Genomic DNA, 15,205 nt, shown 5'->3' with positions numbered 1-15,205 from the left:
CCATGCGCTTGATCATCGTCAGCGGCCGCTCCGGCTCCGGCAAGAGCACAGCCCTGGATGTACTGGAAGACAACGGCTTCTACTGCATCGACAACCTGCCGGCCGGCTTGCTGCCCGAGTTGGCGGAGCGCGCGTTGATCCACACCGAACTGGCCCAGCCACTGGTGGCCGTTTCCATCGACGCCCGCAACCTGCCCAGCCACCTGAGCCGCTTCCCGGAGCTGCTCGATGAGGTCCGCGGCCGCCACATTCAATGCGATGTGCTGTATCTGGATGCCGACGAAGAAACCCTGCTCAAGCGCTTTTCCGAAACCCGCCGCCGGCATCCACTGAGCAGCGCCAATCGCTCGCTAGCCGAAGCCATCCGGGTCGAAAGCGAGCTGCTGGGCCCGATTGCCGACCTCTCCGATCTCAAGATCAACACCACCAGCCTCAACCTCTATCAGCTGCGCGACATCATCAAGCTGCGGCTGTTGGACAAGCCCGAGGCAGGTACGGCCTTCCTGTTCGAGTCGTTCGGCTTCAAGCGCGGCATGCCGGTGGACGCCGATGTGGTATTCGACGTGCGCTGCCTGCCCAATCCCTACTGGAAGCCCGAATTGCGCGAGCAATCGGGGCTCGATCAACCGGTGGCCGATTATCTGGCCGCCCAGCCGGATGTCGAAGAGATGTTCCAGGACATCTCCAGCTACCTGCTCAAATGGCTGCCGCGCTTTGCCGCCAGCAACCGTGCTTACGTGACGATCGCCATCGGCTGCACTGGCGGGCACCATCGTTCGGTGTACCTCACCGAACGGCTGGGCAAGCTGCTGCAACCGACCCTCAAGAATGTCCAGGTCCGCCACCGCGACCTCAGCTGAAAGGACCCACCCCGCGATGCCCGCTCTAGAAATCACCATCATCAACAAGCTCGGCTTGCATGCTCGTGCGGCCGCCAAGTTCGTCGGCGTCGCCGGCCGTTTTCCCTGCCAGGTCCGTGTGGGGCGCACCCCCGCGTCCATGGTCGACGGCAAAAGCATCATGGCCGTGATGATGCTGGCCGCCGGCAAGGGCACACAGATTCACCTGAGCACCGAAGGCGAGCAGGAACAGGAAGCACTGGATGGATTGGTAAAGCTGATCAATGACAAGTTCGACGAAGGCGAATAATGCCTGGCAGTTGTAGCGGGAGGCTGCCCTCCCCGCTATAGCCCCCCCCACTCAACCCAATGCGGTATCCATCAACATCATCAGGCAAAAGCCCACGCACAATCCGGCACTGGCCAGTCGATGATGACCATTGGCACGGGATTCGGGAATGATTTCCTGAGTTACCACCAACAGCATGGCCCCCGCCGCGAAGGCCAGGCCGAGTGGCAGCAGAATTTCCCCCAGGCGTACCAGCCACGCGCAGATCAACGCGGCCACCGGCTCCACCAGCCCGGACGCGGCACCGATCAGAAACGCCTTGAACCGCGACATCCCTGCCCCGGCCAGCACCAGCGCGATCACCAGCCCTTCCGGCACATCCTGCAGAGCGATGCCCATGGCCAGGCTGTTGGCGTCCGGCATGGCGCCGCCCGCCGATACGCCCACAGCCATGCCTTCAGGAATATTGTGGGCAATGATAGCGATCACGAAGACCCAGATGCGCGGCGGGATATGCGGGCGATTCGGGTCGATCACCAGCAAGTCCGGCGTGGGTGCCGACACCTTGCGATCCAGCAAGAACAGGCAGAACGCGCCGAACAGAATGCCGAAGCTGACCACCCCACCTGCGCCCCAACGCCCAAGACCGATGCTTTGCGCCGCATCGATCCCCGGAATGATCAATGAAAACGCCGTGGCGGCCAGCATGACGCCCGCACCGAAACCCAACAGGCAGTCAGCGATCGCCACGGGCATGTTGCGGATCACCAGCACCGGGACCGCGCCCAACGCGGTGCCCAAGGCGCAGACCGCGCCGCCCTCCAAGGCCCGCATCATCCGCGGATCAAGGTCGAGCCAGGCGACGGCCATGCCACCCAATGCCGCCATGCCGATCAGCAATAGCAGGACTCCCATGGCGAGGCGAAACATCCGCCCACTGCTGACTGACAGACTATCTGAACGCATAAATGACCTTGGGCAGAATCATGCAAAGGTGCCGATCAGGCCACGGCAGCCTGGTAACGGCGCTCGACTTCAGCCCAGTTGATCACGCTATAAAACGCCGAAATGTATTCCGGCCGACGGTTTTGATACTTCAGGTAATAGGCGTGCTCCCAGACGTCCAGGCCGAGGATCGGCGTATTGCCGTGCATCAGCGGGCTGTCTTGGTTGCCGCTGCTTTCGACCACCAGTTTCTTCTCCGGGGTGACGCTCAGCCACGCCCAGCCGCTGCCGAAACGCGATACGGCGGCTTTGGTGAAGGCGTCCTTGAAGGCTTCGAAGCCGCCAAGCTGCTCGTCGATGGCCTTGGCCACCGGACCAGTCGGGGTACCGCCGGCGTTGGGCGCCATGACGGTCCAGAACAGCGAGTGGTTAGCGTGACCGCCGCCGTGGTTGGTCACCACCCCCTGGAGTTTCTCCGGCAGCTGCTTGACCGCGCCCACCAGCTTCTCGACCGGCCACTCGGCATACTCGGTGCCTTCGATGGCGGCGTTGATGTTGGTGATGTAGGTCTGGTGGTGCTTGGTGTGGTGGATTTCCATGGTCTTGGCATCGAGATGCGGTTCCAGGGCATCGTAAGCGTAAGGCAATGCAGGCAAGGTGTAAGCCATGTCAATGAACTCCATATCGGTGGGTCGCAGCGCCGACGGCGGCGCTTTCGACGGATTGCACGCCGCTGTAGAGCAGGCGTGAGGTGCGAGGGTATTCGCCGTGTTCGCCGATAAAAGCCAGCAATTCGGCGTAGGTCTTACCACTGTGACGCAGGGCCGCCTGACGAAGTTCAGGTTTTAGCCGTGGGTCTTGGGCCGCCTGCAGCAGTCGCTGATGAATGGCGCAGAGGTATTCGGCGCTCTCCTCCGGCTGGTTCAGGCGCAAGTGCAGATCGGCCAGGTTGTGATGGGAGATCACGCAGGCAGCCACCGCCTCGTCAGGATCGGGCCAGCGTTCGAAGAGCACTTGCGCCCAGGCCAGCGCCTGGAGGTAATGCTCACGGGCGTCGACCAGTTCGTCCTTGTTGAAACACTCGTTGGCCCGTTCGATGGTGCGTTTCCAGTGCTGCATGGTGATTCTCCCAGGCGTAGCGGTGATCAGGCGCAGGCGCCTTCAGATACCGCCTGCCGTCAGCTTTTCGGGATCCAGCAAGGCTTCCAGTTGGCTGCGTTGCAGATCGGTGTTTTCCAGCGCGACATCGATGATCGGACGACCCTGTTTATAGGCTAGCTTGGCGATCTCGGCGGCCTTCTGGTAACCGATGATCGGGTTCAGCGCGGTGACCAGGATGGGGTTGCGCGACAACGCCTCCTTGAGCTTGGCTTCATTGACCCGGAAGGTCGCGATCGCCTTGTCCGCCAGCAGGCGCGAGCTATTGGCCATCAGCTCGATGCTGCTCAGCAGGTTCTGCGCGATGATCGGCAGCATGACGTTGAGCTCGAAATTCCCCGACTGCCCGGCTACGGTGATGGTGGCATCGTTGCCGATGACCTGCGCGGCGACCATGGCAGTGGCTTCCGGGATCACCGGATTGACCTTGCCCGGCATGATCGAGGAGCCGGGCTGCAAGCCTTCGAGCTCGATTTCGCCCAGGCCGGCCAGCGGCCCGGAGTTCATCCAGCGCAGGTCGTTGGCGATTTTCATCAGCGACACGGCAGTGCCCTTGAGCTGGCCCGAGACGGCCACCGCGGTGTCCTGGGAGCCGATCAAGGCGAACAGATTCTTGCCCGGTACGAACTGCACCTTGGTCAAGGCGCTGAGATGGCTGCTGAAGCGCAGAGCGAATTCGGGGTGGGCGTTGATCCCGGTACCGACCGCCGTGCCGCCCTGGGCGAGGGACTGCAACGCCGGCAGTTGCGCCTGCAGGTGGGCGATATTGGCGTTGAGCTGCGCGGCCCAGCCATCGAGGACCTGGCTCATGCGCACGGGCATGGCGTCCATCAGGTGAGTGCGGCCGGTCTTGACGTACTGATGCACCTCGGTAGCCTTGCGCTCGGTCACCGCCACCAGATAGCTCAGTGCCGGCAACAACTGCTCATGCAGGGCCAGCGCAGCACTGACGTGAATGGTGGTGGGGATGATGTCATTGCTGCTCTGGCCGCAGTTGACGTGGTCGTTGGGGTTGACGGTATCGCCCAGCAGCCGCGTGGCAAGGGTGGCGATGACTTCGTTGGCGTTCATGTTGGAGCTGGTGCCGGAGCCGGTCTGGTAGATATCCACCGGGAAATGCTGCATGAAATCCCCGGCCAGCAATTGCTCGCAGGCTCCGACGATGGCCTTGCCCTGTTCGGCGCTGATCTGCTTGAGCTCGATGTTCGCATGGGCCGCAGCCGCCTTGGCAAGGATCAGTGCACGGATGAACTGCGTCGGCATGCGCTGATGGCTGATCGGGAAATTATTGACCGCGCGCTGAGTCTGGGCGCCATACAAGGCCTGCTCGGGGACGTGCAGTTCGCCCATGCTGTCGCGCTCGATACGGGTATTACTCATCGGAATATCCTTGCAGCAGTTCAGTGGAGGAAAGAGACGGCCTGAGGCTGCAGCCAGCCAGCTGCGCGGCCCAGCTCTGCCAGCGGCGGCGATGTTCAAGGCTGCTGGCGGCGGCGCGTAGATCGCGCAGCGGGCGCCAGGCTTGATCCAGGCAGAGACTGCGCCAGTGCCAGGGCAGCGCGCAGTCGCAAGCGGTGTCGAGGAGCAATCGAAAGGAGGTTTCGGCAACCGTCCACGGCGAGGTCGGTGTGCAGTTCGCCAGGTAGCGGCCTTCTGCCAGGTAATGATCGATCAGACGCGGCTCGTCGGGCTCGAGGGCGCAACGTATCTGCAAGCTCAGCCAGCGCCAGTTGTCTTGATAGGGTGCATCCTGAACGATAGCCCTCATCGAAACGCCCACAACTCTCGATAATGATATTTATTATTATTTGATATTGAGAATCGAAGCAAGTGCCAGCAAGTGCCAATAACAAAAGGGCGCGCCGTTCATAACGGCGCGCCCCTTCGTGTCCACCCCCTTTACTGTAGCGAGGGGGCTTGCCCCCGATTCAACTTCCAGCCAAAGAGTGGCGTTGCCAGATGGATTTTCGGGGGCGAGCCCCCTCGCTACAAATGGACGTCAGCTGCCTGCTACGGTCATTTTCTCAATCAGAACGGAGCCCGTGTGGATATTGCTGCGGGTTTCCAGATCGCTGCCAATCGCCACAATCTGCTGGAACATATCCTTCATATTGCCGGCGATGGTAATTTCCTGCACAGGGAACTGGATCTCGCCGTTTTCCACCCAGAAACCGGCCGCTCCACGGGAGTAATCGCCGGTGACCATGTTCAAGCCGCTGCCCATCAACTCCGTTACCAGCAAGCCTCGGCCCATGCGCCGGATCAGCGCATCCTGATCCTCGACGCCGTGGGTGACGAACAAGTTGTGTACGCCGCCAGAGTTGGCGGTACTCGGCAGGCCCAGCTTGCGCCCGGAGTAGGTGCCGAGCACGTAGGAGACCAAATGACCGTTTTCGACGAACGGCTTGGCGTAGGTCGCCAGGCCATCACCGTCGAAGGCGGCACTGGCCATGCCGCCGCGCAGGTGCGGACGCTCATCGAGGGTCAACCACTCAGGAAATAGCCGCTGGCCCATGGTGCCTTCGAGGAAGGACGATTTACGGTACAGGTTGCCCCCCGAAATGGCCCCGAGAAAACTGCCGAACAGGCCACCCGCCAACTCGGCGGAAAACAGCACCGGCACTTCGCACGTCGGCACCGGCCGCGAACCCAGGCGACTGGCCGCCCGTTGCGCAGCACGCTGGCCGATGCTCTGCGCCGATGCCAGCAACGGGCCCTTGCGATTGACGTCATACCAGTAGTCGCGCTGCATCTGGCCGTCGGCCTCGGCGATCATCACGCAGCTGAGGCTGTGGCGGGTAGACGCGTAACCCCCGACAAAACCGTGGCTGTTGCCGTACACACGGCAGCCCTGATGGGTATTGAGGGTGGTGCCATCGGCGTTCTTGATGCGTAGGTCGGCGTCGAAGGCCGCGGCCTCGCACGCCAGTGCCTGCTCGATGGCCTGCTCCGGACTGATATCCCAGGCGTGGTACAGATCGAAATCCGCCTGCTCGCGGGCCATCAGGGCGGCATCGGCCAACCCGGAGGCGGAGTCTTCAGACGTGTGTTTGGCGATCGCCAGCGCTGCCGCGACTGTTTCGCGAATGGCCTCCGGACCGCTCGCCGAGGTGCTGGCCGAGCCCTTGCGCTGACCGACGTACAGGGTGATACCAAAACCCTGATCACGGTTGAATTCCACGGTCTCGACTTCACGCTGACGCACCGACGTCGACAGCCCCTGCTCCAGGGACACCGCCACTTCACAGGCACTGGCGCCCTGACGCTTGGCTTCGGCGATGATCTGCTCGACTTGCTCCTGCAGTGCCGGCAAGGCCTGCGGACCGACGCTTTGGACTGCGCTCATAGTGCTCTCCACTCAAATTCTGTGTTCGGCACGGGTCAATCTACGACCGGGCCGGACAAGCGGCCCCCGACTGGTTATCATGGCGGCGATTATTTTCGGACTGCCCCCATGGTTGATTCTTACGACGACTCCCTCGACGAGGGAAAAAGCAAAACTCAGGTCAAGCGCGAGTTGCATGCGCTGGTGGATCTTGGTGAGCGCCTGACCACTCTCAAGGCGGACACGCTGAACAAGCTGCCGTTGACCGATGCGCTGCGCAAGGCGCTGGCCGATGCGCCCAAGCACACGGCCAACATCGCTCGCAAACGGCACATCCAGTTCATCGGCAAGCTGATGCGCGACCAGGACACTGACGCCATCCTGCAGTTGCTCGACCAGCTCGACGCCTCCACGCGCCAGTACAACGAGCGCTTCCACAACCTGGAACGCTGGCGTGACCGCCTGATCACGGGCACCGATGCGGTCCTGGAGACCTTCTTCAGCGAATATCCCGATACCGATCGGCAACACCTGCGTGGCCTCATCCGTCAGGCCCAGCACGAGAACGCCCATAACAAGCCACCGGCGTCCACGCGTAAAATCTTCAAGTACATCCGCGAACTGGACGAGAGCAAACGCGGCTTGCGTTGATGCTCCCCCAGTGGGAGCGGGTTCTACCCGCGAGGCTTTTGATAGCTTCGCGAGCAGCGCTCACTCCTACAATGATCAACATCAGCCGCCGGTACCACCGACAGTGATCGCATCAATCTTCAGGGTCGGCTGGCCAACGCCGACCGGCACTGACTGGCCATCCTTGCCGCAAGTCCCCACGCCGCTGTCGAGCGACAGGTCGTTACCGACCATCGACACCTTGCTCATCGCCTCCGGGCCATTGCCGATCAGGGTCGCACCCTTGACCGGGACGGTGATCTTGCCGTCTTCGATCAGGTACGCCTCACTGGTGGAAAACACGAACTTGCCGCTGGTGATGTCCACCTGACCGCCGCCGAGGTTGGCGCAGTAGATGCCCTTTTTCACCGAGGCAATGATTTCCGCCGGGTCGCTTTCGCCCGCCAGCATGTAGGTATTGGTCATTCGCGGCATCGGCAGATGCGAGTAGGACTCGCGCCGGCCATTGCCGGTGCGGGCCACGCCCATCAGCCGAGCATTGAGCTTGTCCTGCATGTAGCCCTTGAGCACGCCGTTCTCGATCAGCGTGGTGCAGGAGGTCGGCGTGCCTTCGTCGTCGACGCTCAGGGAACCACGGCGGCCTGCCAGGGTGCCGTCATCGACGATGGTGCACAGGCTAGAGGCGACTTTCTCGCCGATGCGGCCGCTGTAGGCGGAGCTGCCCTTGCGGTTGAAGTCGCCTTCCAGACCGTGGCCGACGGCTTCGTGCAGCAGCACGCCGGACCAGCCCGAGCCCATCACCACCGGAAAGGTCCCCGCTGGCGCCGGAATCGCCTCGAGGTTGACCAGCGCCTGGCGCAGCGCCTCGCGGGCGTAACTCATGGCGCGGTCGTCCTCGAGAAAGTAGCGGTAGTCGGTACGCCCGCCGCCGCCATGGCCACCGCGTTCGCGGCGGCCGTTCTGCTCGACGATCACGCTGACGTTGAAGCGCACCAGCGGCCGCACATCGGCGGCCAGGCTGCCGTCGGCGGCTGCCACCAGAATGCGCTCCCAGACCCCGGCCATGCTCACCGTGACCTGCTGGATGCGCGGGTCGAGCAGGCGTGTGGCGGCATCGACGCGCTTGAGCAGGTCGACTTTCTCGGCACGGGTCAGCACTTCCAGAGGATTGCCTTCACCGTACAGCTGGGTGACATCGTGGGAGCTGAACGTCTGCACCCGGCCGTTCTGCCCGGCGCGGGAGATCGAGCGAGCCGCACGGGCGGCCTGCATCAGGGCATCTTCGGTGATGGTATTGCTGTAGGCGAAGCCGGTTTTTTCCGCCGATTGGGCACGTACGCCAACCCCTTGGTCGAGGTTGAAGCTGCCTTCCTTGACGATGCCGTCTTCCAGCGCCCAGGACTCGGAGATCTGCCCTTGAAAATACAGGTCGGCGGCGTCAATGCCCGGGCCGGCCAGCTCGCCCAGCACCGATTGCAGGCTGTCGAGGGTGAGGCCGCCGGGGGCCAGCAGGTGTTCGCTGACGGTGGATAACATCTCGCTCATATTCACTCCGCGATGTGCGCAGGCCGCAAGGCGTCCTGCGAGAAAAAGCGCCGGTGACTGCTGACCGGCATGCGCGCCCGGATGGACGCTTGTTCGTTACTGTCGCGATCGGCCAGCAGCACGGCCTCGCCTGAATCCTGTTGTGTCAGCACCCGCCCCCAGGGGTCGATGATGGCGGCATGCCCGTAAGTCTCACGTGGGCCGGGGTGAATGCCGCCCTGTGCCGCCGCCAGCATATAACACTGGCTCTCGATGGCCCGGGCACGGATCAATATGTCCCAATGCGCTGCCCCCGTCACGGCGGTAAAGGCCGAGGGGGCGGTGATCAACTCGGCGCCTGCTTCGCGCAGGGCCGTGTACAACTCGGGGAAGCGCAGGTCGTAGCACACGCTCAGACCCAGCCGCCCTACCGGCGTATCCACCACGACCACGTCTTGACCGTGAGCATAGTCATCCGATTCTCGATAGCGCCCACGGGCATCGGCAACATCCACGTCGAACAGGTGCAGCTTGTCGTAACGCGCGACGACTTCACCCTGGTCATTCACCAACAGCGAGCAGGCACGGACTTTGGCGTCTGGCGCTTCGGCGGGTGGCAGGGGAATGGTGCCGGCGACTATCCATAAGGTGAGGTCGCGGGCGGTCTGTTTCAACCATGGCAGGATCGGACCTTCACCCAGCGCCTCGGCACGGCCAATGGCGGCGTCCTTGCGGCCCATGGCGGCGAAGTTTTCCGGCAGCACCGCCAGCCGCGCACCGCGCTCGGCGGCCTGTTCGAGGAGCTTGCGCGCCTGCGCCAGATTGGTGGCGACATCGGGCTGGCTGACCATTTGAATGACGGCGAATGACATGAACCAGACTCCTGAGACGGCGCAAGACCCTTGTAGCGAGGGGGCTTGCCCCCGAAAGGTTTATCAGCCACATCGGTGTCGCTGACCCTATTTTCGGGGGCAAGCCCCCCCGCTACAGGTGTAGGGTTATTTCTTGAACGGCTTGAGAAAGGTGATCTTCGGTTCCTTCCACGGCCCTTCGACACTGTATTGCACACTCGCGAACCGCGCGACACGATCGCCCAGCAGTTTGTCCACCAGGAACAACGCACCGCCAATGGCCGGCGCCCCGACGATCAACGCGGCGATCGGCAGGTTGTTGGTCACCGGCAAGGTCACCGACAGCTTGGCGTGCACCTGATCGGCAACCATGTCCAGGGTGCCGTCCAGCTCGAAGTTGCTCGATGGTCCGGTCATGGTAATCGGCACGCGCGTCACATACACGCCATTGCTCGCGGCAAGCACGCCCTTGACTCGATCATAGCTCAGGCCTTTGCCCAACAGGTCGGAGAAATCCAGACGCAGCCGCCGGCCGATAGAGTTGAAATTGAGCAGACCGAACACCCGCAACGCTTGCGCACCGCCCTCGACTTCGACGAACTGGCCGCGATTGAGGGTGGCATCCAGGCTGCCGGAATAGCGCTTGGGCGAAATCCACGCCGGCGAGCCGGGCCAGCCGCCTTCGGCTTCAAGGCTGAAGTCCTGGCTGGTGACCGTCGGCGCGAACTTCCACGCCTTGAGCACATCGGCAAGATTCTTGCCCTCCAGGTGGCCGCGGAACCAGCTGTTGCTCGCCCCCGGGCTGCCGTCCCAACCCAGCAAGCCCTTGAGCTGCAAGCCCTTGAGCCCGAGGTCGAGGTCGCTGAACAGCACCCCGGTGGGGGTCGGCCGGACCTTCATCGACCAGGCCCCGACCAGGTCATCGCCTTGATACAGACTGGCGATACTGAGGTCCACCGCCGGAATCTTGCGCGGATCGACCGTGGCCAGCGGGTCAGGCGTATCTTCGGGCGGCGGCGCGTCCGGCTTCGGCGTGGCTGCGGGCGGCAGACGCAGCGTCTGCAGATTGACCACGATCGGTTGCCCGCTGGCGTCCGGCAGCCGTGCGGAACCGGTCACTTGCTGGCTGTCGACGGTGGCCTCCCAGGCCGCCGTCGAACGCTTGAGCGCCACCGAGGCTTGATCGAGGGTGACGCCGTAGCCGCTCAGTTTGGTGATCTGCAGATTGAGGCCGCTGAGCAATGAACTGCTCGGCGCGCCGGCCGGAGCGGGTGTCGCTGGCGGCGTCGTGGCAGTAGCGGAACCGGCGGGAGCCCCCGGAGCCGCCGTGGCACTTTGACCGGTGTAACGCGCCGCTACCGCCTGCCAAGGCGCCAGATCAAGCTCCGCGAGCTGACCGCTGACGCGAATGCCTTTGTCTGCGGGCACCGTCGCCGGGCCGCCGCCAACGGCCAGCTCACCGCGACCCTGGGCCAGGTCGCTGGCCGGCGCCGCGTAGGCAAATTTTGCCAGCTCGGCGTAGTAGCCCTCGAAGCGCCGTTCATCGCCCTGCAGGTTCATGCTGAAGCGGCTGGCACGGACATCGTCGGCGCCTTTGCCGAAAGGCGCCGGTAGATCGACCGCCAGGCCCTTCAGATCGGAGTCGATGGTCAGCCGGCTGGCGGCGCCGCCGAGTGCCAGTTGCAGCTGGTAGGGCAAATTGCCAGACGCGGGCAGCGTCTGCTTGACGTTCAACCAGTCGGTAAGCGTCTTGAGGCCGATCTGGCCGCTGACGTTGACCCGAGTCAGCGGGCTGCCCGGTTTGCCGTCGGCGATGATCTGCGCGGCGATTGGCTTGCCGAACGCCTGACCGGTCACACCCTGGCCACTGAGGCCCTTGTCCAGATCGAAACGGAAGGTGCCGCTCAATTGGCTGAGGTCCAGCGCCGGATTGGCGATTTTCAACTGCGCCGCCTGGGTGTTGAAATCCACCACCACCTTCGGCTCCTGGCCCTTGACCAGCGGGATATCCAGGTCGACCTTGCCGCGCAGCGGACCATCAGCCTGCCAGCCGGCGAAGATCGAGCCGGTGCCGATCGGTGCCTGCTGCAGAATCTTGATGCCATCGGCCAAGCCACCGTCAAAAGCGCCATTGACGAACAGATGGGCATGTTCGCTGGCCGGCACATGGGGCACGTGCACCACCACCTGACTCAACGCCGCGCCGAGCAACTGGCCCTTGCTGGCCTCGACCCGCACGTCGCCGTCCTGCACATAGACGTTGCCATCGACGCCATCGAGCTGCGGCCACCCAGGCTGGAACGCCAGGCTGGCATCGCGCACCTTGAAGAACAGGCTGATGCTGCGCGCGTGATCCGGCGCGGCCTTGGCCAGCGAGCCCTGGTACTGGAAGTAGCCCTGATCGACCGTGCCCTTGAGAATCGCCGTGCTCAGCCATTCGGTTACTTGCGGGCTGAGCGCCGTAGGCAGGTACTTGCTGGTGTAGCGGCCGTCGCCCTCGGTCATGCCGACGCGCAAGTCCATGTACGGTTCGTGATCGGGTGCCAACGGGATACGAATAAGGAAGTCGCTGGCGATCTTGCCCTCATCGCCCAGTACCTTGATGTAGGGCGCGATGAGGGTGAAGGTGTCCGGCGTCAGGGTCCAGGTCAGGCGCGCGTTGGCGTGTTTGTAATACCAGGGTTTGGCGAAGATCGGCTCGAGATGCAGCATGAAGTCGTCTGTATCGAGGCGCAGCTCGCCCTGTCCGAGATCCCCGCTGATACTGCCGCTGACGTTGCCGGCCGCCGGCGCGCCGTGAGTGGCATTGAAACCGACCTTGTCGAGATTGGCGGCGAACGCGAGGCGCTGGTTGCCCTGGGCTTGCGGCCGGTAGTCGAGCAATACGTTGCGCGCGGTGCCGGTGACCTTGAGCGCATCGATGACCGCGGCGACCTTGTCGGGCCAGGGTGCCAGGGCGTCGAGCACCGGCGTCACCGGGGTCAGATCGAGACGGTCGGCCTGCAGGTGCCAGCGCTCGTCCGCAGTTCCAGCGCCACTGCCTTGCAGCTGCAGGCGTGACTCCCAGCGCTGCTTGCCGAGGTTCAAGGCCAACGAATCGACCGTGGCGGTGAGGCCGTCATTGGTGCGCTTGAGCCAGGCGCTGAGCGCCAGATTGTCCAGCGCAATGGGGGGGCGATTGGCGTAACCGGCCTTGATGCTCGGCGCATTGAAACGCAGCGCCGCGCTTTGCAGCGCCCCTTCACGCCAATCGAGCCAGAATTCGCCACCTGCCTTGAAGTTGCTCACCTTCCACTGCCGCAGCAGCGAAGGCGGCAACCAGTTGGCCCAGTCGCTCTGCGGCAGGCTCAGATACGCCTGCGCCTGGCTGTCGCGCCATTGCTCGGGGTTGACCCGGGCCAGCACGTTGAGCGCCAGCGGCTGGCCATCCGGCAAGGTCAGGCGCAGGTCCAGGCGCTGACGCGAGGAGCCCGTGCGCAGATTGACGCCCACATAGGTGAGGGTCATGGGTGCATGATCGTTGGGCACCAGTGTCAGCTGGCTGTCGAGGATCGATATCTGCTCCAGCTGCTGCAAGCGCTGGAGCATCTGCGCCGGATCCGCAGCGGGCGCGTCGGCGCCAGTGGCCGGGAGCCCTTTGAGCGCCCACTGGCCGTCAGCCGCCTGGGTCGCGGTCAATTGCAGACCGCTGACTTGCAAATGACCGATACGGACTTCGCGGTGGGTCAGGCTCCCCCATAGATCGGGCACTACCCGCACGTCATCGAGGCGCAAGGCATTGCGCCCCTGCCCCACCAGCACATCGTGAACCAGAATGATCGGTACCATGCCGCTCCAGCGGCCTTCGAGGCTGCCGATCGACACCGGCATGCCCAGCGCGGTCGCGGCCTTGCTTTGCACCTCATCACGGTACTCCGCCACCAGCGGCGTCAGTTGCCGCCCAAGGCTCACGTACAGCGCCATCAGCACCAGCAGCAAGGCCGCCAGCCCCAAGCCCCAGCGGGTCAGGGCGCCGAGGAAACGCGTCAGACGCCCCATGCAAGAAATTTCCCGGAAACAAAAAAATGAACATTGGCGCGCCGCGACTCAAGCCGGGCAGCGCTTTGCAGACGGGCAGCGGGCTGGAACGACTCGACAGCCCGGTCCCTCATGACGGTAACTACAGCGGCTTCACGCTGATTCAGAGCAGCACCACATCGTATTGTTCCTGCGAGTACAAAGTTTCTACCTGAAACCTGATGGTGCGGCCGATAAAGGCTTCGAGTTCCGCCACATTGCCGGACTCTTCATCCAGCAAGCGATCGACCACTTTCTGATTGGCGAGCACTCTATACCCTACAGCCTGATAGGCACGGGCTTCGCGCAAGATCTCGCGGAAAATTTCGTAGCAGATCGTTTCAGGGGTTTTCAGCTTGCCCCGCCCGACGCAGCACGCGCAGGGTTCGCAGAGGATCTGCTCGAGGCTCTCGCGCGTGCGCTTGCGGGTCATCTGCACCAGGCCCAACTCGGTGATGCCGATGATGTTGGTCTTGGCGTGATCGCGCTCCAGCTGTTTTTCCAGCGTGCGCAACACCTGGCGCTGGTGCTCCTCGTCTTCCATGTCGATGAAGTCGATGATGATGATGCCGCCGATATTGCGCAGGCGCAGCTGCCGGGCGATGGCCGTGGCCGCCTCGAGATTGGTCTTGAAGATGGTTTCCTCAAGATTGCGGTGGCCGACGAACGCGCCGGTGTTGACGTCGATGGTGGTCATGGCTTCGGCCGGATCGACCACCAGATAGCCGCCGGACTTGAGCAGCACCTTGCGATCGAGGGCGCGCTGGATTTCGTCCTCGACGCCGTACAGATCGAAAATCGGCCGCTCGCCTGGGTAGTGCTCCAGGCGATCGGCGATTTCAGGCATCAGTTCGGCGACAAATTGCGTGGTCTTCTGGAAGGTTTCCCGGGAATCGATGCGGATCTTCTCGATCTTCGGGCTGACCAGATCACGCAGGGTGCGCAGCGCCAGGCCGAGGTCTTCGTAGATTTCCGTGGGGGCGCCGACGGTCTTGATCTGCGCGGCGATCTGATCCCACAGCCGGCGCAGGTAGCGGATGTCCATGAGGATCTCTTCGGCGCGGGCGCCTTCGGCCGCGGTACGCAGAATGAAACCGCCGGTTTCCTTGATGCCCTCCTGGGCCACGCAATCGCTCACTACCTGCTTGAGGCGCTCGCGCTCGGCTTCGTCTTCGATTTTCAACGAGATGCCCACGTGGCTGGTCCGCGGCATGTACACCAGATAGCGCGAGGGAATCGACAACTGGGTGGTCAGGCGTGCGCCCTTGGAACCGATCGGGTCCTTGGTGACTTGCACCACCAGACTCTGGCCTTCATGCACCAGGGCGCTGATGGTCTCGACCGCGGAGCCTTCGCGCAGGGAGATTTCCGAGGCATGAATGAACGCCGCGCGCTCCAGGCCGATGTCGATGAAGGCCGCCTGCATGCCCGGCAATACCCGCACCACCTTGCCTTTGTAGATGTTGCCGACGATGCCGCGACGTTGCGTGCGCTCGACGTGCACTTCTTGCAGCACACCGTTTTCCACCACCGCCACGCGCGATTCCATTGGCGTGATATTGATCAGAATCTCTTCACTCATGGCGCG

General features: G+C 63.3%; 13 protein-coding genes. 3 read left to right on the top strand and 10 right to left on the bottom strand.

Going from position 1 to position 15,205, the window contains the following annotated elements:
• The first annotated feature begins 2 nt into the window (after positions 1-2).
• Positions 3-860, top strand: coding sequence for an RNase adapter RapZ (gene rapZ / locus AC3WJP_RS24840; RefSeq protein WP_493722580.1), 858 nt, complete (start codon positions 3-5; stop codon positions 858-860).
• Positions 861-876: 16 nt separating this feature from the next.
• Positions 877-1,149 (top strand): HPr family phosphocarrier protein, encoded by a 273-nt coding sequence (locus AC3WJP_RS24835; RefSeq protein ID WP_493722579.1) that lies wholly within the window; start codon positions 877-879, stop codon positions 1,147-1,149.
• 51 nt (positions 1,150-1,200) lie between these two features.
• On the opposite strand, the gene AC3WJP_RS24830 is transcribed toward AC3WJP_RS24835, so the two are convergent.
• The 6 genes from AC3WJP_RS24830 to pmbA all read right to left on the bottom strand — a co-directional run bounded on the left by AC3WJP_RS24830 (position 1,201) and on the right by pmbA (position 6,577).
• Entirely contained in the window at positions 1,201-2,094 is an 894-nt protein-coding gene (locus AC3WJP_RS24830) for a ZIP family metal transporter (protein WP_493722578.1), read from the bottom strand.
• Positions 2,095-2,129: 35 nt separating this feature from the next.
• Positions 2,130-2,741, bottom strand: a complete 612-nt coding sequence (locus AC3WJP_RS24825; protein ID WP_493722577.1) for a superoxide dismutase — start codon at positions 2,739-2,741, stop codon at positions 2,130-2,132.
• Position 2,742: 1 nt separating this feature from the next.
• Positions 2,743-3,192, bottom strand: a complete 450-nt coding sequence (locus AC3WJP_RS24820) for a DUF2753 family protein (protein ID WP_493722576.1) — start codon at positions 3,190-3,192, stop codon at positions 2,743-2,745.
• 42 nt (positions 3,193-3,234) lie between these two features.
• Complete coding sequence (locus AC3WJP_RS24815) at positions 3,235-4,611, bottom strand: class II fumarate hydratase (RefSeq protein ID WP_493722575.1); 1,377 nt, start codon at positions 4,609-4,611, stop codon at positions 3,235-3,237.
• On the bottom strand, positions 4,604-4,999 hold the full coding sequence (locus AC3WJP_RS24810) for a FagA protein (protein WP_493722574.1): 396 nt from the start codon (positions 4,997-4,999) through the stop codon (positions 4,604-4,606). Before AC3WJP_RS24810 ends, AC3WJP_RS24815 begins: the two co-directional genes overlap by 8 nt.
• Positions 5,000-5,230: 231 nt before the next feature.
• Positions 5,231-6,577, bottom strand: a complete 1,347-nt coding sequence (pmbA, locus tag AC3WJP_RS24805; protein WP_493722573.1) for a metalloprotease PmbA — start codon at positions 6,575-6,577, stop codon at positions 5,231-5,233.
• A gap of 108 nt (positions 6,578-6,685) precedes the next feature.
• On the opposite strand from pmbA, the gene yjgA reads away from it, so the two are divergent.
• Positions 6,686-7,207, top strand: a complete 522-nt coding sequence (gene yjgA, locus AC3WJP_RS24800) for a ribosome biogenesis factor YjgA (protein ID WP_493722572.1) — start codon at positions 6,686-6,688, stop codon at positions 7,205-7,207.
• A gap of 81 nt (positions 7,208-7,288) precedes the next feature.
• Here the strand turns inward: yjgA and tldD are convergent, their stop codons facing one another.
• The 4 genes from tldD to rng form a co-directional block, all read right to left on the bottom strand.
• The gene (tldD, locus tag AC3WJP_RS24795) at positions 7,289-8,731 is read right to left on the bottom strand and encodes a metalloprotease TldD (protein ID WP_493722571.1); all 1,443 of its coding nucleotides are present in this window, start codon (positions 8,729-8,731) and stop codon (positions 7,289-7,291) included.
• A gap of 2 nt (positions 8,732-8,733) precedes the next feature.
• Complete coding sequence (locus AC3WJP_RS24790) at positions 8,734-9,582, bottom strand: carbon-nitrogen hydrolase family protein (protein ID WP_493722570.1); 849 nt, start codon at positions 9,580-9,582, stop codon at positions 8,734-8,736.
• A gap of 126 nt (positions 9,583-9,708) precedes the next feature.
• On the bottom strand, positions 9,709-13,599 hold the full coding sequence (locus AC3WJP_RS24785; protein WP_493722569.1) for a YhdP family protein: 3,891 nt from the start codon (positions 13,597-13,599) through the stop codon (positions 9,709-9,711).
• Between the two features lie 142 nt (positions 13,600-13,741).
• The gene (gene rng, locus AC3WJP_RS24780) at positions 13,742-15,199 is read right to left on the bottom strand and encodes a ribonuclease G (protein WP_493722568.1); all 1,458 of its coding nucleotides are present in this window, start codon (positions 15,197-15,199) and stop codon (positions 13,742-13,744) included.
• Between the last annotated feature and the right edge of the window lie 6 nt (positions 15,200-15,205).

The sequence above is a fragment of the Pseudomonas sp. GW821-FHT01A09 genome (assembly GCF_058986725.1).
Note: the sequence above shows the minus strand (reverse complement) of the source record. Positions and strands in the feature narration are given on the sequence as shown.

Bases quoted from the DNA above. Each gene is read 5' to 3' on its own strand.
- rapZ (WP_493722580.1), top strand. From the start codon at position 3: ATGCGCTTGATCATCGTCAGCGGCCGCTCCGGCTCCGGCAAGAGCACA.
- AC3WJP_RS24835 (WP_493722579.1), top strand. From the start codon at position 877: ATGCCCGCTCTAGAAATCACCATCATCAACAAGCTCGGCTTGCATGCT.
- AC3WJP_RS24830 (WP_493722578.1), bottom strand. From the start codon at position 2,094: ATGCGTTCAGATAGTCTGTCAGTCAGCAGTGGGCGGATGTTTCGCCTC.
- AC3WJP_RS24825 (WP_493722577.1), bottom strand. From the start codon at position 2,741: ATGGCTTACACCTTGCCTGCATTGCCTTACGCTTACGATGCCCTGGAA.
- AC3WJP_RS24820 (WP_493722576.1), bottom strand. From the start codon at position 3,192: ATGCAGCACTGGAAACGCACCATCGAACGGGCCAACGAGTGTTTCAAC.
- AC3WJP_RS24815 (WP_493722575.1), bottom strand. From the start codon at position 4,611: ATGAGTAATACCCGTATCGAGCGCGACAGCATGGGCGAACTGCACGTC.
- AC3WJP_RS24810 (WP_493722574.1), bottom strand. From the start codon at position 4,999: ATGAGGGCTATCGTTCAGGATGCACCCTATCAAGACAACTGGCGCTGG.
- pmbA (WP_493722573.1), bottom strand. From the start codon at position 6,577: ATGAGCGCAGTCCAAAGCGTCGGTCCGCAGGCCTTGCCGGCACTGCAG.
- yjgA (WP_493722572.1), top strand. From the start codon at position 6,686: ATGGTTGATTCTTACGACGACTCCCTCGACGAGGGAAAAAGCAAAACT.
- tldD (WP_493722571.1), bottom strand. From the start codon at position 8,731: ATGAGCGAGATGTTATCCACCGTCAGCGAACACCTGCTGGCCCCCGGC.
- AC3WJP_RS24790 (WP_493722570.1), bottom strand. From the start codon at position 9,582: ATGTCATTCGCCGTCATTCAAATGGTCAGCCAGCCCGATGTCGCCACC.
- AC3WJP_RS24785 (WP_493722569.1), bottom strand. From the start codon at position 13,599: ATGGGGCGTCTGACGCGTTTCCTCGGCGCCCTGACCCGCTGGGGCTTG.
- rng (WP_493722568.1), bottom strand. From the start codon at position 15,199: ATGAGTGAAGAGATTCTGATCAATATCACGCCAATGGAATCGCGCGTG.